We start from the raw sequence: 19,219 nt of genomic DNA on the forward strand, positions 1-19,219 counted from the left end.
AAAATAAATGTACGAAGGTGGTGATAGATAAGTGAAAAAATTTTCTTGGTTTTGGGTAACCATGTGCTCAATTATTATTGTTATTGTTTTTGTTAGCTTCCCGCAATTTGGTAAACTTTCTCCATCTGCTGACATGTTAACAGAACAGGAAGCAGAGAAACTTGTTAAAGATCGTTATCAAGGAGAGGTGACATTGCTAAAGCTAGCTGATCAGCGATATCAAATAGAACTCCAAAAACAGAATAAACTTTACGTCATCAAGCTGGATGCGAAAAGTGGAAAAATATTATCTTTTGATGAAAGTACGGAATCAACAGCACCAACGTCCGATGCTACTTCTAATATAGAGCTCCCCGAAGAAGATCTAAAACAAATTGTACTCAATGCAGTAAAAGGATCGCTTGTTTCTTTTGAGAAAGTTGATACAAATCAAAAACCTTCCTATAAAGCGATTGTGAAAGACGCTGACAAACAAATAACGATTATTGTGGACGCCGCTTCAGGTGCTATCCTATCCACATCGTCTTCTGAAATCAATCAACCACCTAAAACATTAACTGAAAATGAGGCAGTTAATATTGCTATTTCTCAGGTCCAGGGTGAGGTAGATGATATTTGGCAGGATACACAGGGTGACCAAACCTTTTACTTTGTCAAAATTGAAACAAGTGATGACCGTGAAGCAACTGTCCAGATACATGCCATCACAGGTGACGTAATCGTATCTTGGGATGATCATAAAAGTGATAAAAATGACGATGATGATTAGTTCATAAGAAACGATTTTTCATAAACAAGCTTTTCTCATGAAATTCTAATGTTTCTATCCTTTTACTCTCATATTCGGTGGATATACTGAAATTGTAGAAAGGTAATAAAAAAAAGGAGGAAATAATAATGAAAAATAAAGTTTTAATAGGTGTAGTGTCATCATTACTCGTTTTAGGTGGAGCTTTTGCTGTTGGGGCTTCAAAGAATGATACTCGTCCAGATGATTCCACTCATCTAGATGACAAATCATCAGTAATTAATCTTGGTACCCAAAGTTTGCCTGAAATCAAAGAAGGTCAGGAAATTGAGCTAGAAACAGAGCACGGTCAAACATTTTACAAGATAGAATCCGATGATGACAGCAGTAATTCTTCAACATCTCAATCGAATACATCGGCTATATCAGTTGAAGAAGCAGCAAAAATTGCTACCAATGAGGTAAATGGAACTGTTACTGAGGTTGAAAAAGAAATGGAACATGGCAGATTGGAATATAAATTTGAGATACAGTCGGATCAAGGTGAAGCTGACGTTCGGGTAGATGCTGAAACAGGAAATATAACACGAGTTGAGTTTGATGATGACAGCAGGGTTGATCGAAATGATGACGGTGATGATGATAACCGCGATGATGACAAGGGCAGAGGCTCTGATGACAGCGGGATTGATGGATAATTATAAGTAGAGAACAATCGTTAAATCGATTGTTCTTTTTTGTCCATATATATGTAAATTACACCTATTAGTAATAATAAATAAAGAATGTATATATAATATGTTAATTACAACATTATCCCTGTTTACACTATCCGATTTATGGCTATATAAAGAATACTGTTATCAACCATAGGAGGTAGTTTATTTGGGTAAGTTATTAACTGAAAAATTTTCAAAAAATTTTTTCGGAATTCCCTATTTACGGATGGGTGCTGGAGAACCTCTGGTTTTTATTCATGGTCTTGGAGAAATCAAGGAAGGCTGGTCCAATCAGTTTGATTTTGCACAACAGTATGACCTGATTATCCCAGATTTACGTGGACATGGAGAGTATATTACAGACGAGAAAATTTCAATTATAAACTTTGCCTTGGATATTATCAATTTATTAAAAGGTCTTGGAATTGAAAGCGCCCACATTTGTGGATTATCAATGGGCGGAATGGTTGCACAAGAAATCTATCGTCAAGCACCAGACATGTGCCGGTCCCTTGCGCTTGTAAGTACCTTTCATTTTGCACCAAAACAATTCGGACAGCTCTTTTTAAAATTCCGTAAGTTAAGATCAGAATCAATTTCCCTTGAGGAACAAAAAAATATTGCTGCACGTGTTTGCCTTTATTCCTGGACTGATGAAAACATTGAGAATTTCTATAAATTCTATCAACCTAATCGTGACTATTATCTTCCTTCAATGAAGGCATGCCTTGAGGTGAATAATCTATGTCTGCTCCCAATGATAAAGGTTCCAACTTTAATCATTGGTGGTCAGTATGATACGGTAACCCCTGCTTGGATACAATTACTAATGCACAAACAAATTAGACATTCCGAATTTGTGATCTTTAGAAATACAGGACATATTGCAAAGCTCGAGGCTAAAAATGCATTTAATGAGGTACTGAGAAACTTTTTAAACAAACATAAAAAAGCATGTTAAGGGAAGGAAACTCTTCCCTTCCCTCCCTAACATTATATAATCTTGTACTAATCTTTATTCCACAATTTAGAGTGGATTTGAACGAGTGGAAGCCCATTCATCCACCACTACCGCAAACAATCCGGTTAGTGCTAAAGAAACATGACCGGCTTCAACCAGCTTGTAAGTTTTATCCTCACTAGAAACTAAATCCATAATCGGCAGGCTTTGTGGTTCTAACACTAAATTATCATTAGATGAGGAAATAACGAACAGATTCGATTTGATATTTTTTAAATCTGCATGTTTCTTGCCAATCATCAATTCTCCTTTAGCAAGCTTGTTCTCCTTAAAAAGATTATTTGCTAATTGTCTAAATGCCTCACCTGCAAATGGGACCTGATCAGTCGTCCATTTATTCATTCGGCGCCATTTATCTACATATCTAGCATCATGGGCTCGATTCAACAGTGTCGTATAGTTACTAAAATAAATCGGAGCCGATACTGCACGAAACATTGCTTCCACATAGGTTGACGGAAGATTTCCATAAACATCAATTAAGCGATCGACATTTATATCACCATTCCTAAACCCCTCCATCCACTTATCTGGACCAGCAAATTCTGTAAAATCTATAGGTACTGTAGCAACAATCAAGTTTTTAATTGGTTCTTCTGCAATGGAGGCATAAATAGAAGCAATAGTACCACCTAAGCAATAACCTACAATTGTGATCTCGTCGGCACTAGAATGACGAATTGCACGCTTAACCGCGGTTCTTAAATACTTTTCGATGTAAGTATCCAGACCAATATTTTTATCTTCATAACCTGGTGTACCCCAATCTAATAAATACACATCATACCCACGGTTTGTAAGCCCTTCAATAACGCTTGCCTTCGGAGCAATATCAAGAATATATGGTTTATTGAATAAGGAATAAACAAAAAATAATGGGATTCCATATTTTTTTTGTTTTGCTGGGTAATGCCATAATACGGATTTATTTTTTCTCCAAACCTCAGTCCTTGGAGTATGTCCAATTTTCGGTTCAGGCTCATTAAGCACTCGAAAAAGATGATTCCAGCGTTTCACTTCTTTTTCATAATCTAGCTCTAACGGTGGAATTAAATCCTTAAAAGGTGTATCTACTGCCACTACTTTTCCCCCTTTGCTAATTATTTTGGTGACCCAGCACCTGTTAAGACCGGTTCTTTTTGATGATCATTTTTAATATGATCTTTAAGTATCTCTATATCTTCTTTAAGATTAGTTAATTTATTCAGCTCAATCTTAATCTCTTGTAGTTCACTTTGTAAATTCTTTGAATCTGCAAGTTCCTTTTTCGTTTTAACTAACTCTGTTTTTAGTTGTTTAGTTAGTTTAATAATTTCCTTGGATACCTCTACAACACTTTCGATGTCCTTGCTTTGTGATTTCAATGAATCCTGTAAATCCCAAATTTGTTCTTCAAGGGAATCAATTTTTTCTTCCGTTTGAATGGTTAATGAAGTAACATTCGCCAAGTCATTTTTAGTTGGAAGATTGAGTACACCTGCAACTGCCTCTTGATTCTTTTTAAAAGCTTCAAGGTAACGGGAGTGAACGTCAGTCCCTACTTTTGACATTTTGACAAATTCATTGTTATTGGACAAAAGAAAAAGAAAATCATTTATTTGTTTTTCCCAAATTTCACTATACTTTTTGAATGAATCATATGGGTCATACTGCCTTTTAGTTGACATCTAGTTCACCTCAGGAAAAGTTATGATTTTAACTCCGAAGCATTCTTCATATATTGCTGAAATGGTAAAAGTGTAGACTTTACTTGTTTTTCAAAAAGATTCACGAATATTTTTTGATTCTCATATAAAATATTTGTTGTACTCTTTACACCTTCAATATACTTCTCTCTACTTCTCTTTCTAAAAGAGAGATATTGTTCTACACTGTCTAGATACTTGTCTAGTGCTTGTCCAGTGGTTAAAGCACGAATTGGTGTGGTAAATAAAGATGTCGTTTTATTTTGAATGTCATCAACAACTTGATTGATCTCTTCATAAGATTTTACTGGGAAGAAATGTTGTACCGTAGTCGTTGTCATAAGTAATTCTTCACGAGCATATTTCTCCCATTCAAGAAGCTCTTTCTTAAACTGCTCTGTAATGGCTTGGCTATTTTCCTGATTTCTTTTAATACTTTCAACAAATTTTTTAGTAGCATTTAAAAATAATTCATCACTACGGTTTAAACGCCCTGCCCATTCGTCCACTTCCTCATAAGCAGCTTTCCATATTAATTCAAAGCTTGAAAGCTGATTTTCCTTGTTTTCTTGATTTTCAATTGTTGTTTCATTTCTATTAACCATTGTTTTCTCCTCCATTTGGTTAGTCGTCAAATAACCTCTTCAATTCTTCGAGTTCATTCTTCAACGACTTTATTTTGATTGCCTTTAAATCCTTCACTTCATTCTCAATAAAACAAAGCATTTCACGTAAAGCTATATTAAGTTTGTTTAACTGTGAATGACCATTTTTTATGCCAATGTTTAGCATATACGTTGTTTCTTCCAGATTGTCCAGCTTATCCTCACAATCTACTTTTCTTTTGGCAAGTTCAGCTAAATCGTCTTTATTAGGAATATCCAATACAGTTAACCAGTTGTTAATGATCTTTTGTTGAATCACTACATGGTCTAAGTGATTTTCGACTGCTTTTCCAAAAGCTTTTGTAAAGGTTAGGGAGTTGGTAGATGAATGGATTTGTTTGTTCCACTCTTTTTCCAAGTTTTTGTAAAAACTCACAGGGTCTTGTTGTTTTGATTCCATAAACTCCCTCTTTATCTAACCGGTTAGTATGTTAATTTAATCAAATATGAGTATTACTATAATTCAAATTATTATAATAAATGTTTCATTTGTAAACCTTCGTTGTTCGACAAATTTCATCATTCTTCTATGAAAGCGCCATCATTACAACATAAACATATCCTTATTAAATCTTAATACATTTCATTTTATTAAAATACGAATAGTTATCAACATTCACAAAATGTTAAGAATCAAAAAATACTAAACAAAAAAAAGAACCCTATTTAAAATGGGCTGCTAGGTAAATCTGTAAATTATTTTATTGAAAAATCAATAGTTTTATAGGCTACGAAGAAAGTTGCTAAAGAAAACACGGCTTCCTTTAAGCCAAATATAAAAATTGCGCTACTGAAGATAAAAAAATTAAAGAACATAACAATTTGGCCAATTGTGAAAGATGACCGTCCACTTAATAAAATTGCTAAGACTTCTGTACCATCTAAAGATCCCCCAAAGCGAATAACGGTCCCTACACCTAAACCGAGTAATCCTCCTCCAAAGAAAATCACTATCAAGGGATTTTGTGTTAGAGAAGAAAATGGTTCAAGAAGATGGGTACAAAATGATAGAATCAATATCGCAAATAGACTTAATAAAATAAATCTTTTACCAAGATAAGAATAGCCTAAACAGAAAAATGGAGTATTTAATAGTAAGAGAAAGAAGCCAACTTCAATGCTCGTCCTATGGGAGAGAATAATGCTTATCCCAACGATTCCACCGTCAATTACATTATTCTTCATTAAAAATAACTGTAATGCTATAGCTACAAGCAATGCACCACAAAAAATAAATAGTAATCTTTTTGGCATTGATAAATAGTCTCTTCTTTGGTTTATTTCATAATTTTTAACTCTCTCCTTATACATGTAAAGCCCCTTTGTTCATTTAATTGGGAGGTTATAACTCATTATATTCCCCATAACATGAAACATGCCCGACCATTCGGTCAGGCAGAGGAAACTTTTTAATATGATTATTTTGTCTATATTAGGATCTATTTCAAAATCTTCCTGATTTAAAAATAGAATATAAAAGTAAGAGAAACATTGCCGTGGCAATACCAAAGCCGATTTCTATGACTGGCATTCTTTGTAACAGGAGAGATTGTTGACCTGTTAATGAAGCACCGATAATAATACCTACCAATATAATACTAAAGGAGAGCAGTACAATGCTAAAGGATAGCCTGTTGCTAATCTTATTAAGTCTTTTAAGGACTGGCTCTATTTCCGGTGTCGTTATTTCAATCTGCATCTTCCCTTTTTTCATAACTGATGTAAAATCTTTAATCGTTTTTGGGAATTCTTGAAGGATATCTCCGTATTCGGTAAAGTTTGACCATGCAAACTCAGCCACATTTTTAGGCTTAAAGCGATCCATGAGCAGTTGTCTTCCAAATGGTTCTGCAACTGCTAAAATACTAATTTCATGGTTTAGCTTTTCGACTGTACCTTCCAATGTGAGCAACGTTTTTCCTAATATCGTTAAGTCGGTTGGGATCAAAATATTATGGCGATAGGCAACAGAGAAAAGCTCATTCACAGCAGTTCCAACACTCATCTGACTAAAAGGAACATCGATATACTTTTCACGAAGCTTATCTACATCTGCATGTAATTGTTTTACATTCACATCATCAGGTACAAGCCCCATACTTGTTATTGCCTTCACTACTTCTGTTGTGTTTTTTCGCATTAATGCAATGACAAAGGAAGCAATATGCGCCCTCATTTCAGGAGTAACCCGCCCCACCATACCAAAATCCATAAAAGCAATAACCTGCTCTGGCAGTGCTACGATATTGCCTGGATGTGGATCTCCATGAAAAAAGCCATCAATTAATATTTGATGAAAAATGGCATTGACCACTTTTTCACCTATTACCTTCGTATCGTATCCTTCTAGGTGCAGGTTTTCAATTTCATTTAATTTAATTCCATCGATATATTCCATCGTCAATATTTTTTTGGTCGTATATTCCCAATATACCTTTGGTATGTGGACTTTCGGATCATTATGGAATTGTTTAGCAATCTTTTCGGCGTTTCTGCCCTCATTTTCATAATCTAATTCTTCACGAAGTGATCTTGATAATTCTTCTACAATCGTTCTAATTTGATACCTTTCAACCCAGTCTATTCTACTTTCTGCTAACCTTGCGAGATCCTGCAGGATTTCTAAATCCGTTTCAATAACACTCAAAATATTAGGTCGCTGAATCTTAACAGCTACACGTTCTCCAGTAAGCATTACAGCGGAATGAACTTGTCCAATGGACGCAGCGGCTAACGGAGTTTCGCTAAACTCTGCAAATGAATCTTCGAGGGTATCGGCCAATTCTTCTTCGAGTATTCTTTTAACTTCATCAAAAGGAAAAAGAGAAACACGGTCCTGAAGCTTGACCAGCTCGTGAAGGATTTCAGCAGGTATAATATCCGGTCTCGTGCTGGCAATTTGGCCGATTTTAACAAAAGTTGGACCTAGTTCCTCGAGAAACATTCTAATTCTTTCACCTGTTGTTCTGGTATTCAGTGTTTTATTTCCTTCGACAAATACTCTCTTCGGTACCGCTAACAAATCTAGGAGTCCCAATTCTTTCATTACAAAACCAAATCCATACTTGGTAAAAGTATATACAATATCACGATAGCGTTGAATATGACGAATTTTTTTCTTAATCATCTGCTCCACTCCTGTTGGGAGTATTTTTAATAACATTTTCCTCGAATCAAGATTCTCATTTTTTCTTTGAATTTACAAGTTCATTCAACAAATGTTCGCTTAAATAACAAAAAGACGCATCGTCATCCGACACGTCTAGTCACAACTATTCCTTTTTTAACATATTGTATACTTGCTCTACATCTTTGTCACCGCGACCTGATAGATTTACGACCAGGACATCACCTTTAGGTAGTTCTTTTGCTAGTTTTATAGCATATGCCACTGCGTGAGAACTCTCTAATGCTGGGATAATCCCTTCCGTTTTACTTAGCTGCAAAAATGCCTCTAATGCTTCTTGCCCAGAAACCGTAACGTATTCAGCTCTTCCGCTTGTTTTTAAATGGCTATGCTCTGGTCCAACACCCGGATAATCCAATCCTGCTGCTATTGAATAGGTAGGCTGGGGATTGCCATTTTCATCTAATAACGTCAAACATTTAAAACCATGAATGACTGCTGGGGTTCCTTTTGTTAAAGTCGGTGCTTCTTCTGGCTCCACGCCGATTAAACGCACATATTTTTCATCAATATAATGAGCAAACGCACCAATTGCATTACTGCCGCCACCTGCACAGGCAATAACTGCCGTTGGCAGCTTACCTTCTTTTTCTATAATTTGGCGCTTTGATTCTTCACTTATAATAGCTTGGAAGTATTTAACCATGGTCGGGTATGGATGAGGACCTACTGCTGATCCTAATAAATAAAAGGTATTCTGATAGTTTTGAACTAGGTCTGCTAAGGCTTCATCGACCGCATCCTTTAATCGGCCCTGCCCTTTCTCGACCGGGATTACCTTTGCCCCCAATAATTCCATCCTAAAAACATTTAACGCCTGACGCTCGGTATCGAGCTTTCCCATGTAAATAATACATTCTATACCAAACATTGCACATGCAGTAGCGGTTGCTACACCATGCTGACCTGCTCCCGTTTCAGCAATAATTCGTTTTGCACCCATTCTTTTGGCCAATAATATTTGACCGATTGCATTATTTATCTTGTGAGCACCAGTATGGTTTAAATCTTCTCGTTTTAGATAGATTTTTGCTCCGCCCATTTGTTTGGTTAAATTTTCTGCATATGTCAGCGGGTTTTCACGTCCAACATACTCTTTGAGGTAATAGTTTAACTCCTCAATAAATTCTGGGTCATCTTTATACTTTAGAAATTGTGTTTCCAACTCGTTCATTACTAATTGCAACTCTTCAGGAACAAAACTTCCACCGAACTCACCAAAATAGCCTCTACTTTCTACACTAACCTTTTCCATCCTCAGCTCGTCTCCTTTTAAACTATTATTTGACTTAATAATTTGGGTTTTAACTATTATAAAATAATATAACAGAATATTCGAATAATGTCTTCTGTAATATAAATAAAACTCTTTGGGTGCGTCAATCCTTTTCAAATGATTTACTTTCAGCATAGTGATAATATTAATTTAGATTGAAAGGAGAGATTTGCGTGAAAATCGTAGCACTTGTGGGTAGTAATCGTAAGGAATCGTTTAACAAAAAATTAGCGGTGTTTATGCAAAATCGCTATCAAACGAAAACAGAAATTGAAATTCTTCCGATTGAAAAACTTCCAATGTATAATCAAGATGATGAGCTAACACCGCCGGAAATCGTAACGGAGATTAAGAAAAAGGTAGCTGATAGTGATGGTGTTCTGTTTGTTACACCTGAGTATAACCACTCTATTCCAGCCTTTTTAAAAAATGCAATTGATTGGTTTTCTCGTGTTGATAAAGTCATGGTGAACAAACCAGTTATGATTGTAGGCAGTTCTCCTGGAGTATTAGGAACAGTACGTGCGCAAATGCATTTACGACAGATTTTAAATTCTCCTGGAATATCTGCACTAACACTTCCGGGAAATGAAGTATTTATTGGTGCAATACAAGAAAAGTTGGACGAATCTGGAAGACTGGTTCATGAGCCAACCATTCAGTTCATTGATACTGTGATGGATAACTACATAAATTGGATTCAGAAACAAAGCTAATAAATACAAAAACACATGGATACCTTACATAAAGGGTTCCGTTTTCAGGTGCATTCTTTATCAAGGTTTCACACTATCGGTTGGGGGAAGGTTAAGCTCCTTCTTGAGCTTATAAATAGACGGATAAATTCCGCTTAATAAATAAATATTATAGAAAAAGGTTTCAATAGGCGGAGAGATTCCGCCTATTGAAACAAAAAACGTGAAAATTGGAGATTTTGCTATGCATAGGCGGAAAACCTCCCCTTAATTCCATCGAAACTAGCTATATTCTGCATTTAACCGGAAACTCTCCGCTAATTCTTAATCCTCATAAAAAGATTTGTCATGTTTATTTCTCTCCTTGATTAATAATTTTTAAGTTCATTCCATTGCTTTTCAAAATTTACAAATGGATCTGCTTCTTCTTTAATGACACTTCGTTTACTGGAATTCCAGTTTTTATAGACAAGATAAAGAATGTAAGCAGCCACAAGTCCGATAATGGCAGGTGCATTAGAGATTGAAGCCATTAGGAAAATAACCCCAAAAATACCTAGCGCAATTTTCCATCCAGTTGATTCTACTTTTAAGAATTGTTTGTAGATGAAATATAAAATCGCAAGACTAATCAGTAACCCCACCATCGGACCAAGTGTAGAAAGTAAGATGATGGCTGAGATGCCTCCCGCTAAAACTAATCCAAATTTTTTCATTTTGTTTTCCTCCTTTGCCTTCTTGATATAATCTTACCTTTTTACAGTGTTTAACATAATTGAGCCTGAGCTTGATTTTGAAGTAGGGCTAGAGACGTAGAAAGGGTCAGCTCCTAATGAGACTGACCCTTTTTAAACGGAAAATGTTGTTATTCAAGTTTAATTAAAAAATACATTTACATCCATATGTGTTTCATGCTTACTTATTAAACTCTGTGACTCATTGGAAGTGAGAATAAATAAATATTCGCAACCGCTAGTGCAAACATAAGGATATAATATGGCAGCATAGCTTTGAATGATTCCTTTTTGCCCATTCTGTACACAACATACGTTGTACCAACTAAACCTACTAAAATAATGCTATACTGAATCATTTGTACCGTTGGAGTGGATGCAAGGCTTAAGCTTGCAGGATTCGATTTTACCCCAAATAAACCAATAGAGTTATACCAGATAGCCTTTCCTTCAGTAAAGATATGGAATAAATTATGACCTAAATGACCTGCTAAATCTAAAGGAATAATCGCATAACCAAAACGGGTAAAGTTCTTCTTCACTGTACCTTCCATTCCAAAAAATGATGCAATCTTTGCAGTACCTAACAATAGAAGAATAGGAATTGCCATTGCAATGATAAAAGCTACTGTAAAGTTTACAACATAGCTATCCGTTCTAGTAACAGTGCCGATCGCATTTAAAATAGATTGCCATGGTTCAAGCATCGTAATGTTCTGTACAAACACAATCCCCATAATAACCGCAGCTAAGGAAGCATGCTCTAGCTTTGGATTCTTTAAGCCCCACAATTCTTTAGTAGGAATCCTGGTTGTAATCTTAATGGAATCATTCGGACAGTTCTTAACGCAGTTTGCACAAATATTACATTCTGCACTTGACTCCATTGTTCTTGGGAATTGGAACATTGGACATCCTTCTACTTTTTCAGTTCCTTTATAGCATGATTGGACTTTACATGTTTTACATATATTAGGTGTTGCCTGTACTTTTACTGCTCCAGACCGGGCATAGTTACCAGCAAGACCTCCAAGGAAACAGAGTGTCTTACAAAATGTTCTTCTTTCATAAAAAACAGAAGTTGCAACAACCATTGTAACTAATAATAGAAGTAAATAACCTGATCCTCGCGGCGATTCTACAATTCCCCATACGTGGTCACTGTATGTAATCGCAATAAAGAATAAATCAATTAGCCAAATTCCATACTTTCTTAAAAACTTAGGCATTGGGCGATTAGCGCCAATCGTTTTACGGACGATATCACTTAACTTACCGAACGGACAAATCGCACACCAGAAACGGCCGGCCACTAGAAACAGAATGGGTATTATTGGCCACCATAACACCCAAGTCATGGTTGTACCAAAGTTTTTACTAGGGTTCACCGTACCCATTACTAACTCAAAAACAATGATTGAAAACACGGTGATGACAACCCATTGAAAGATTCCTGGATACCATTTACTTTTTACAAACTTCTTAACCAATGGAATAGATAAGAGGTCAAAAGGTTCCTTTTCTGGTTTTACGTTTTTCTCAGGCATTGCCATTATTTATTCCCCTTCCTTCTGAACCATTTATTCCATATACCTATTAAGATAAATGATAGATTCACTGCTCCATATGACCCTAGCACTTTATAGTTTGGCGGAGCTTCTACTACTGGACCATGATGATCATCAGCTTCTGTTTTTCCGTGAGCTTCTTCCTCTTCATTATGGGTACTTGCTTCTTTATCGGGAGAGTCTTCCTGCTCACCGTGTGCATCCGCTGCTTCAGAATGAGCATTTGCAGCATCAGAATGAGCATCTGAAGCTTCTGAATGAACATTTGCCTCTTCAGGGTGAGCTTCAGCCTCTTTATCATGAGCCCCCGCCTCTTCTAAATGCGAATCCACCTCTTCTGAATGTGAATCTGCTTCTTCACTATGCTCCGATTCATTTGTAAAATTTTCTGGTGACTGTTTAACGTCATGTCCTTCTTCTGCAGATACTGATAGATTAAAAGAAAAGATAAATGCTACTACGAAAAAAGATATAAAACCCTTTTTCAATTTTTCCACCTCCAAAAAGTTAATTATGAATAAAACATTTCTTTTGATTACAACTATAATTTAATGGGTAAATTTGCAGTTATTATGCATTTTTAATGGAGATAATATGGCATGACTTCGTTATTTCATAGTTGTTCATACTTTTGTAATAAACAAAAATATTTACAATCAAAACTTCATAAAATCCACATGATATTTGCATTTTTTCTGCAAATTTTTGAATTAAAATGAAAGTAATAAAGAAAGGAGTTGTAAGAAATGAAAAAATGGGCAGTAGGAATTTTATGTTCCGCTTTAATCCTTGGAGCTGGAACAGCTGTATTGGCAGCAGGAACGAACGACTCTGGAGAAGGGAATAGTTTTGAAAAAATGCTACCTTTTATGCAAAAAATGCATCCTGATTCACCCAAAGAGGATCTACAAGAAATGTATAATGCTTGCCATACTAATGGGGGGATGATGGAAGGAAACCATCAAGAAGAAATGAAGAGTGATAGGATGTTGAACCGTTTTTAACATGTGAATTAATTCTTCTCAGATTGTTGTTATGAATGGCTTAATATTTCCTTTCTTGAATTCATTTCTTATATAACTTTGCTTTTTCTTAGGAGTTCGAGTGACAATATTTTGAAAAATACTATATACACAATAAAGCTGCCGATTTCTCGACAGCTTTAATTTTTCAATTACTGTTTAGTTGGTGATAATTCACTTTCTGTTACCCATTTATGATTCGTTACTTTTTCTCCGTCCGTGGTAGTGAAATCAACCATATAAACGGTTGTTGCTTCTGCTGAATCAATTTCAGCTGTTACTCCATCCATCCCTTCCATATGTTCAGCATTTATCTTAACTTCTGAACCAGGTTTAAATGGTTCGTCGCCAGCATCTTTAATTTCCTCGTGAATTACCCATTTATGGTTTTCCACTTTTTCTGCACCATCTGTTGGAGTGTAAGAAATAGTATAGACAGTTGTGTCATAGGCTCCCACAATCGTAGCTTCAGCCCCCTTCATCCCTTCCATGTGATCTGATTCAATCATTGCCTTAGTACCTACTTCATATTTTGGATTTTCAGATACCTTCAATCCTTCAGGAACTTCACTTGAACCTGAATGGTTCATATTAGAGTGTGCACCATGTGTGCTTTCGTTGGATTCAGTACCTTCCTTTTTTTCTCCGGATTCATCATTAGTTTTTGAACATGCTCCTAATATTAAGAAAAGAGCTACCAATAGTAGGAAAACTACTTTTTTAAAACTTTTTTTAAACATCTAATATCTACTCCTTTACCCTTTATTTAAACCTTTTATAGATTAGCATAAAAATATGCAGAAATTATGGAATTTGAAAAACACCGTTGAATTGTCACTTTACTCATTTTGTTTACCCTTTTTGTAATAAGACAATTCAAAAATAATAACGATAAATTTAAAATCTGCAAACATTCTTCATATTTTTCTTTTATTATTATGATAAAAACAGTTTTTTAGGTGGTGGAATTATGGTAACTATTTTACTTGTTGATGATGAAACCCGAATGCTAAACCTTTTAGGTCTTTATTTAGAACCCCATGGCTTTAAATGTATAAAGTTGGAATCGGGTAAAGATGCCTTGAATTTATTAGAAGAGGAAAAAATTGATATAGTGATTCTTGATGTTATGATGCCCGAAATGGATGGCTGGACAACCTGCAAAAAAATAAGGGAATTTTCCAATGTTCCGATTATTATGCTTACTGCTCGAAGCGAGACTATGGATGTCATTAAAGGATTAAAATTTGGAGCAGATGATTATGTCACGAAGCCTTTCAACGAAGATGAATTATTAGCACGTATTGAAGCATTATTAAGAAGAACAAATGATTTAAAAGAAAAACTACTGGTCTTTAAAGGTTTAGAATGGAAAGAAGATTCTGTTGAATTAAAATATCAAAGCCAGTCTATTCAAGTAACACCTAAAGAATTTGCATTAATTGGGTTATTTTTAAAGAATCCTCACAAAGTATTTTCACGAGACCATCTATTATCAACCATTTGGGGATTAAACTCACATATTGATGATCGAACGATCGATTCCCATATTAGAAATCTACGAGAGAAATTGCGAAATGCAGGATTTCCTATAGATAGCCATCTTTTTACAGTTTGGGGTGTTGGATATAAGTGGGTAACTGAGGACCCTGTAACACATTAAAAGTATTAATCTTAAATAAAAAAATCGTTTCCTATTGGAAGCGATTTTTGATATTTAATAGATATTTAATGGCACTGACCATTTTCTCTACTGCTAGAACGATCGTATTTTTTTCCTTTAAAGTTGAATTTGTTTCCTTCTCCATTTGTCGAAGTCTAAACTTCATTAGCTGCAAATTATTCATATTACTCCTCCTAACATCTCCTAGAGTGTGAAGAATAGGTATTTAATTAATTTTGAGTTTATATAAGAATTGTGCAGAAAATAACAAGATTTTGTAGCAATTTTTCAAACAATAATTTGACAATCTGCATACTTTCTTCACATTATTTTAATAAAATAATTTTATTAATACTATGAGGTGTTTGCATTGAAAATTTCCTTAAAGTTAGGATTATGGTTCTCTGTATGTATATTGTTAATAGAGATTGTTTCTATGACATACTTACATAGAAATTTAGTCCATTCACGGGTTCACCAGGAATTTGATCATCTTCAAGCAACAGGAAATAGTCAACGGGATATATTAGAAATTAATTCTGACTCCCACACTCTAAGTCATATAAAATTGTTAGGATTACACTCAGATACCCAGGTTGTGGTAAAAAATACTAAGGGAGAGATAGTCCTTACCTCTATTAAGATTAATAACAGCATTAATGACATATTAAATATTCCTATTTCCAATTCTAAACTTCCAAGAAGCGGAAAAATCATACAGTCTGACTGGAAGAATGAACAGTATATATCCACCGTAACAGCATTTACTAAGAACGGTAAAGAATTCGGTTATGTATATATGTTTAAGAACACCGCAGATGTCCAAAAGCTCATTTCCCAATTAAATAAACATATGATTGTTGCGTCACTATTGATCTTATTCTCTGTTCTTATTTTCATTTTCTTTTTATCTAAAGCTTTGACAAAGCCTTTAATTACCATGAAAGAGGCAACCAAAAAACTAAGCAAAGGTGATTTTACTGTTACTCTGCCAAAACCCTCTAATGATGAACTAGGGGAGCTTTCAGAAGCAATTCAAACACTTGCCAATGACTTGAATTACTTAAAACAGGAAAGGAATGAATTTTTAGCAAGTATTTCTCACGAACTTCGTACTCCATTGACTTATATTAATGGATATGCAGATATAGCTAGACGACCGAAACTTGACGAAAAGGATAGAGTCCAATATCTTGAAATAATTAAGGAAGAATCCCAACGTGTAAGCAGCTTACTAAAAGAATTATTTGATATGGCAAAATTGGACCAGAATACGTTTTCTATAAATAAAGAAAAAGTTAATTTCTGCAACTATATTCATTCAATCTATGAGCGAGTATTGCCTGCCTTTAAAAATAAAGGAATACAATTGATATTAGATTGTTCTGACAACATATTTGTTTATTTAGACCCAATTCGATTTGAACAAGTTCTAATAAACCTGTTAGATAATTGTCTTAAATACTCAAAAGAATCAAGTACCACGACTGTAAAGGCAATTGAAGACAATGGAATTATACAGATAACTATTAAGGACCAAGGGGTTGGTATACCAATTGAGGACCTTCCACACATATTTGACCGCCTTTACAGAGTAGATAAATCTAGATCAAGGGCCACTGGCGGATTCGGTCTTGGCCTCGCAATAGTAAAGCAACTAGTCGAAGCCCATGGAGGAGAGATTACCGTTGAAAGTCAGGTTGGCGAAGGAACTTGCTTCACAATTATTTTAAAGAGATTATAGTGGCAAATAAAAAAAATCCTAACACCAATTAGATGTTAGGATTTTTTTTATGATCTGAGAGGGATTCGAACCCCCGACCCCATCCCTGTCAAGGATGTATTCTCCCGCTGAACTATCAGATCTCTTATTAAGCTACAAATATAATTATAGTAAAAACTAAAAAAAAGTCAATAGTTTTTAAAAAGAACACATTTTCCAGAATACCTCGAATAAAGAACGAATGTTCGGATATAATTATAGTATATGTTATCAGAAAGGCGGGATCATTATGGATGGGCTTTTGTTACGTTCTATAGAGGAAAATATTCCATTAGAGATGATTTACTTGTCTAGCGACCAGCAGATTTCACAGCGTAAATTACTTGTGAAGGAAGTCAATGATGAGTACATTCGTGCTTATTGTCTGCTCCGTAAACAGGTTCGCACCTTCCGACGGGAAAATATATTATCCTTAATGCCAAATACTCGCTCCAATAATACCTTCCTACACTAATCCAAACACTGCAATATCCTCCTCTCGCCTTGAGCATTCCCACCATAGTTATGGTAAAATTCAGTTGTATCTATCGAACATTGGGGGATTGTCGTATGGAGATACCAAAAGGCACGATAAAAGAACATACCATTAAGAGCAATGAGCTGGGGGAAGATATTCTTCTTCTCATCTATTTACCTGCAAATTTCTCACCATTATTTAAGTACTCTCTGTTAATTGCCCAAGACGGTCGCGATTATTTTCAACTTGGCAAAATTGGCCGATTAGCAGATGAGTATCTTTTTAACCGAGAAATTGAAAATTTAATCATTGTTGGGATACCCTATAAAAATGTAGGTGATCGCCGCAGGAAATACCACCCCGATGGTGATCAACATCAACAGTACATTCGTTTCTTGGCACATGAATTAGTTCCTTACCTTGACAAAGAGTTTCCAACCTATCAAATGGGCTCTACAAGAGCACTAATTGGCGACTCACTAGCTGCAACCGTATCGTTAATGATCGCTCTCCAATACCCGCACAGTTTTGGAAAGGTTCTTTTACAATCACCTTACATAAATGAAAAGGTATTGGACATGGTTAACAGCTTCACAGAAACAGAACTTTTAGAAATATATCACATCGTTGGAAACCTAGAAACAGAGGTTCAAACCACTAATGGTAAAACAAGTGACTTCCTTAGTCCAAATCGCAGACTCTCAACTATCTTTACAGACAAGTCATTTACATACTTCTACGATGAATTTGATGGCGACCATACATGGACATATTGGCAGCCAGATTTAAAGAGAGCACTCAAGAGGATGTTTTAAAGGTAATTTCATATTTTTTGAATATTTGCTATAATATCAAGAAGGTCTATGACTGCACACATTAATCACAGAAAAAATTCTTCTAATCTGGAGGTTAGACATATGAAATTTGGGGTTGTTATTTTTCCATCAAAAAATCTACAAGATTTAGCCAATTCCTATCGTAAGCGTTATGACCCGCATTATTCACTAATTACTCCGCATTTAACGTTGAAGAATGCTTTTGAAGCAACAGAACAAGAAGTAGTCCATTTTGCAGATAAATTACGGCAAATTGCAAGTAATAACAGTGCCTTTACCTTAAAAACCACAAAAATCAGCTCTTTCCAGCCAGTAAATAATGTGATTTATTTTAAAGTAGAACAAACTAAAGAGTTAAACCAATTGCATCATGAAATAAATCAAGAGTTTAGTGAGCAAAATTTAGAATATGCTTTCGTTCCACATATTACAATTGGTCAAAAGCTATCGAATGATGAGCATTCAGATGTTTACGGTTCATTAAGGATGAAAAGATTTGACCATGAAGAGACTATTGACCGCTTCCATTTACTATATCAATTAGAAAATGGTTCTTGGACGGTTTATGAAACATTTCGCCTAGGAAAGGAATAATCAACTGTGAATGTAAAAGTTTGTGAAAATGAAAAAGAACTACAAGATGCTTTCTCTGTCAGAAGAACTGTTTTTATCGACGAACAAAATGTCCCTGAAGTTGAAGAAATTGATCTGTTTGAGGAGGATTCTGTACATTTCGTATCTTACCAGGAAGGCACACCGGTCGCTGCTGGCCGCTTTCGTGTTGTGGATGGTTTCGGTAAGGTAGAACGCATCTGTGTATTAAAAGAAGCTAGAAACACCGGTGCTGGAAAAGCAATAATGAGAGAGATTGAAGCTTATGCTTTAAAAAAAGCTTTACATAAGTTAAAGTTAAATGCACAGACACATGCTATTCCATTCTACGCTAACCTTGGATATGAGGTAGTTTCAGAGGAATTTTTAGACGCAGGAATCCCCCATAAGACAATGATCAAAAAAATTTAATTCCAAGCACTTGCCCTTTTAGCGGCGGTGCTTTTTTCATTTCTTGAATACAAGGGCACTTTTCGATATCCACTGGTTTTGTTATCATAGAGTTTGTCGTATTTTAAATAGGCTATTTTGTAAAGATTGTTGTTAAA

At 35.3% G+C, this 19,219-nt stretch carries 23 protein-coding genes and 1 tRNA gene; 11 read left to right on the forward strand and 13 right to left on the reverse strand.

Annotation, left to right across the window (positions count from 1 at the left end; translation table 11 throughout):
• Nucleotides 1–31 precede the first annotated feature (31 nt).
• From ABC255_RS23225 to ABC255_RS23235, 3 genes are all read left to right on the forward strand, one after another.
• Entirely contained in the window at nucleotides 32–769 is a 738-nt protein-coding gene (locus tag ABC255_RS23225) for a PepSY domain-containing protein (protein WP_412997211.1), read from the forward strand.
• A gap of 128 nt (nucleotides 770–897) precedes the next feature.
• Nucleotides 898–1,446, forward strand: a complete 549-nt coding sequence (locus ABC255_RS23230) for a PepSY domain-containing protein (protein ID WP_412997212.1) — start codon at nucleotides 898–900, stop codon at nucleotides 1,444–1,446.
• A 187-nt stretch (nucleotides 1,447–1,633) separates the two neighbouring features.
• Nucleotides 1,634–2,428, forward strand: a complete 795-nt coding sequence (locus ABC255_RS23235; RefSeq protein ID WP_412997213.1) for an alpha/beta fold hydrolase — start codon at nucleotides 1,634–1,636, stop codon at nucleotides 2,426–2,428.
• Between the two features lie 66 nt (nucleotides 2,429–2,494).
• Here ABC255_RS23235 and ABC255_RS23240 read toward each other — a convergent pair whose 3' ends face one another.
• The 7 genes from ABC255_RS23240 to trpB all read right to left on the reverse strand — a co-directional run bounded on the left by ABC255_RS23240 (nucleotide 2,495) and on the right by trpB (nucleotide 9,280).
• Nucleotides 2,495–3,568: an alpha/beta fold hydrolase gene (locus tag ABC255_RS23240; protein ID WP_412997215.1), complete on the reverse strand. Its 1,074-nt coding sequence runs from the start codon at nucleotides 3,566–3,568 to the stop codon at nucleotides 2,495–2,497.
• Nucleotides 3,569–3,588: 20 nt separating this feature from the next.
• Nucleotides 3,589–4,155: a polyhydroxyalkanoate biosynthesis repressor PhaR gene (locus ABC255_RS23245; RefSeq protein WP_412997217.1), complete on the reverse strand. Its 567-nt coding sequence runs from the start codon at nucleotides 4,153–4,155 to the stop codon at nucleotides 3,589–3,591.
• A 20-nt stretch (nucleotides 4,156–4,175) separates the two neighbouring features.
• Nucleotides 4,176–4,778 carry a hypothetical protein gene (locus tag ABC255_RS23250; protein ID WP_412997218.1) on the reverse strand — a complete coding sequence of 201 codons (603 nt, stop codon included), beginning with the start codon at nucleotides 4,776–4,778 and terminating at the stop codon, nucleotides 4,176–4,178.
• A 19-nt stretch (nucleotides 4,779–4,797) separates the two neighbouring features.
• Nucleotides 4,798–5,238, reverse strand: a complete 441-nt coding sequence (locus ABC255_RS23255) for a hypothetical protein (RefSeq protein WP_412997219.1) — start codon at nucleotides 5,236–5,238, stop codon at nucleotides 4,798–4,800.
• A gap of 296 nt (nucleotides 5,239–5,534) precedes the next feature.
• The gene (locus ABC255_RS23260) at nucleotides 5,535–6,149 is read right to left on the reverse strand and encodes a YitT family protein (RefSeq protein ID WP_412997221.1); all 615 of its coding nucleotides are present in this window, start codon (nucleotides 6,147–6,149) and stop codon (nucleotides 5,535–5,537) included.
• Between the two features lie 133 nt (nucleotides 6,150–6,282).
• A complete protein-coding gene (locus ABC255_RS23265; protein ID WP_412997222.1) occupies nucleotides 6,283–7,965 on the reverse strand; it encodes an ABC1 kinase family protein in 1,683 nt (560 codons plus the stop codon).
• A gap of 145 nt (nucleotides 7,966–8,110) precedes the next feature.
• Nucleotides 8,111–9,280 (reverse strand): tryptophan synthase subunit beta, encoded by a 1,170-nt coding sequence (trpB, locus tag ABC255_RS23270; protein ID WP_412997224.1) that lies wholly within the window; start codon nucleotides 9,278–9,280, stop codon nucleotides 8,111–8,113.
• Between the two features lie 194 nt (nucleotides 9,281–9,474).
• On the opposite strand from trpB, the gene ABC255_RS23275 reads away from it, so the two are divergent.
• On the forward strand, nucleotides 9,475–10,017 hold the full coding sequence (locus tag ABC255_RS23275; protein WP_412997225.1) for an NADPH-dependent FMN reductase: 543 nt from the start codon (nucleotides 9,475–9,477) through the stop codon (nucleotides 10,015–10,017).
• A 347-nt stretch (nucleotides 10,018–10,364) separates the two neighbouring features.
• Here the strand turns inward: ABC255_RS23275 and ABC255_RS23280 are convergent, their stop codons facing one another.
• The 3 genes from ABC255_RS23280 to ABC255_RS23290 form a co-directional block, all read right to left on the reverse strand.
• Nucleotides 10,365–10,712 carry a lmo0954 family membrane protein gene (locus tag ABC255_RS23280; RefSeq protein WP_412997227.1) on the reverse strand — a complete coding sequence of 116 codons (348 nt, stop codon included), beginning with the start codon at nucleotides 10,710–10,712 and terminating at the stop codon, nucleotides 10,365–10,367.
• Nucleotides 10,713–10,918: 206 nt separating this feature from the next.
• Nucleotides 10,919–12,283: a 4Fe-4S binding protein gene (locus ABC255_RS23285; RefSeq protein WP_412997228.1), complete on the reverse strand. Its 1,365-nt coding sequence runs from the start codon at nucleotides 12,281–12,283 to the stop codon at nucleotides 10,919–10,921.
• Nucleotides 12,283–12,786 carry a prolipoprotein diacylglyceryl transferase gene (locus ABC255_RS23290; RefSeq protein ID WP_412997229.1) on the reverse strand — a complete coding sequence of 168 codons (504 nt, stop codon included), beginning with the start codon at nucleotides 12,784–12,786 and terminating at the stop codon, nucleotides 12,283–12,285. Before ABC255_RS23290 ends, ABC255_RS23285 begins: the two co-directional genes overlap by 1 nt.
• A 258-nt stretch (nucleotides 12,787–13,044) precedes the next feature.
• Here ABC255_RS23290 and ABC255_RS23295 point away from each other — a divergent pair, with 258 nt between their 5' ends.
• The gene (locus ABC255_RS23295) at nucleotides 13,045–13,302 is read left to right on the forward strand and encodes a hypothetical protein (protein WP_412997231.1); all 258 of its coding nucleotides are present in this window, start codon (nucleotides 13,045–13,047) and stop codon (nucleotides 13,300–13,302) included.
• A 170-nt stretch (nucleotides 13,303–13,472) separates the two neighbouring features.
• Here the strand turns inward: ABC255_RS23295 and ABC255_RS23300 are convergent, their stop codons facing one another.
• Nucleotides 13,473–14,060 (reverse strand): YdhK family protein, encoded by a 588-nt coding sequence (locus ABC255_RS23300; protein WP_412997232.1) that lies wholly within the window; start codon nucleotides 14,058–14,060, stop codon nucleotides 13,473–13,475.
• 230 nt (nucleotides 14,061–14,290) lie between these two features.
• Between ABC255_RS23300 and ABC255_RS23305 the strand changes: the two genes are divergently transcribed.
• Complete coding sequence (locus tag ABC255_RS23305; RefSeq protein ID WP_412997234.1) at nucleotides 14,291–14,983, forward strand: response regulator transcription factor; 693 nt, start codon at nucleotides 14,291–14,293, stop codon at nucleotides 14,981–14,983.
• Nucleotides 14,984–15,014: 31 nt separating this feature from the next.
• On the opposite strand, the gene ABC255_RS23310 is transcribed toward ABC255_RS23305, so the two are convergent.
• Nucleotides 15,015–15,167: a hypothetical protein gene (locus tag ABC255_RS23310; RefSeq protein WP_412997236.1), complete on the reverse strand. Its 153-nt coding sequence runs from the start codon at nucleotides 15,165–15,167 to the stop codon at nucleotides 15,015–15,017.
• Between the two features lie 177 nt (nucleotides 15,168–15,344).
• Here ABC255_RS23310 and ABC255_RS23315 point away from each other — a divergent pair, with 177 nt between their 5' ends.
• A complete protein-coding gene (locus ABC255_RS23315; protein ID WP_412997238.1) occupies nucleotides 15,345–16,727 on the forward strand; it encodes a sensor histidine kinase in 1,383 nt (460 codons plus the stop codon).
• 50 nt (nucleotides 16,728–16,777) lie between these two features.
• Here ABC255_RS23315 and ABC255_RS23320 read toward each other — a convergent pair.
• Nucleotides 16,778–16,849: transfer RNA gene (locus ABC255_RS23320), tRNA-Val, on the reverse strand.
• A gap of 146 nt (nucleotides 16,850–16,995) precedes the next feature.
• On the opposite strand from ABC255_RS23320, the gene ABC255_RS23325 reads away from it, so the two are divergent.
• The 4 genes from ABC255_RS23325 to ABC255_RS23340 all read left to right on the forward strand — a co-directional run bounded on the left by ABC255_RS23325 (nucleotide 16,996) and on the right by ABC255_RS23340 (nucleotide 19,082).
• Nucleotides 16,996–17,220, forward strand: coding sequence for a WYL domain-containing protein (locus ABC255_RS23325; RefSeq protein WP_412997240.1), 225 nt, complete (start codon nucleotides 16,996–16,998; stop codon nucleotides 17,218–17,220).
• A 95-nt stretch (nucleotides 17,221–17,315) separates the two neighbouring features.
• A complete protein-coding gene (locus ABC255_RS23330) occupies nucleotides 17,316–18,038 on the forward strand; it encodes an alpha/beta hydrolase (protein WP_412997241.1) in 723 nt (240 codons plus the stop codon).
• Between the two features lie 102 nt (nucleotides 18,039–18,140).
• Nucleotides 18,141–18,653: a YjcG family protein gene (locus ABC255_RS23335; RefSeq protein WP_412997243.1), complete on the forward strand. Its 513-nt coding sequence runs from the start codon at nucleotides 18,141–18,143 to the stop codon at nucleotides 18,651–18,653.
• 6 nt (nucleotides 18,654–18,659) lie between these two features.
• Complete coding sequence (locus ABC255_RS23340; RefSeq protein ID WP_412997245.1) at nucleotides 18,660–19,082, forward strand: GNAT family N-acetyltransferase; 423 nt, start codon at nucleotides 18,660–18,662, stop codon at nucleotides 19,080–19,082.
• Nucleotides 19,083–19,219: the final 137 nt, after the last annotated feature.

The organism is Neobacillus canaveralius (assembly GCF_047237705.1).
Lineage (GTDB): Bacteria > Bacillota > Bacilli > Bacillales > Cytobacillaceae > Neobacillus > Neobacillus niacini_K.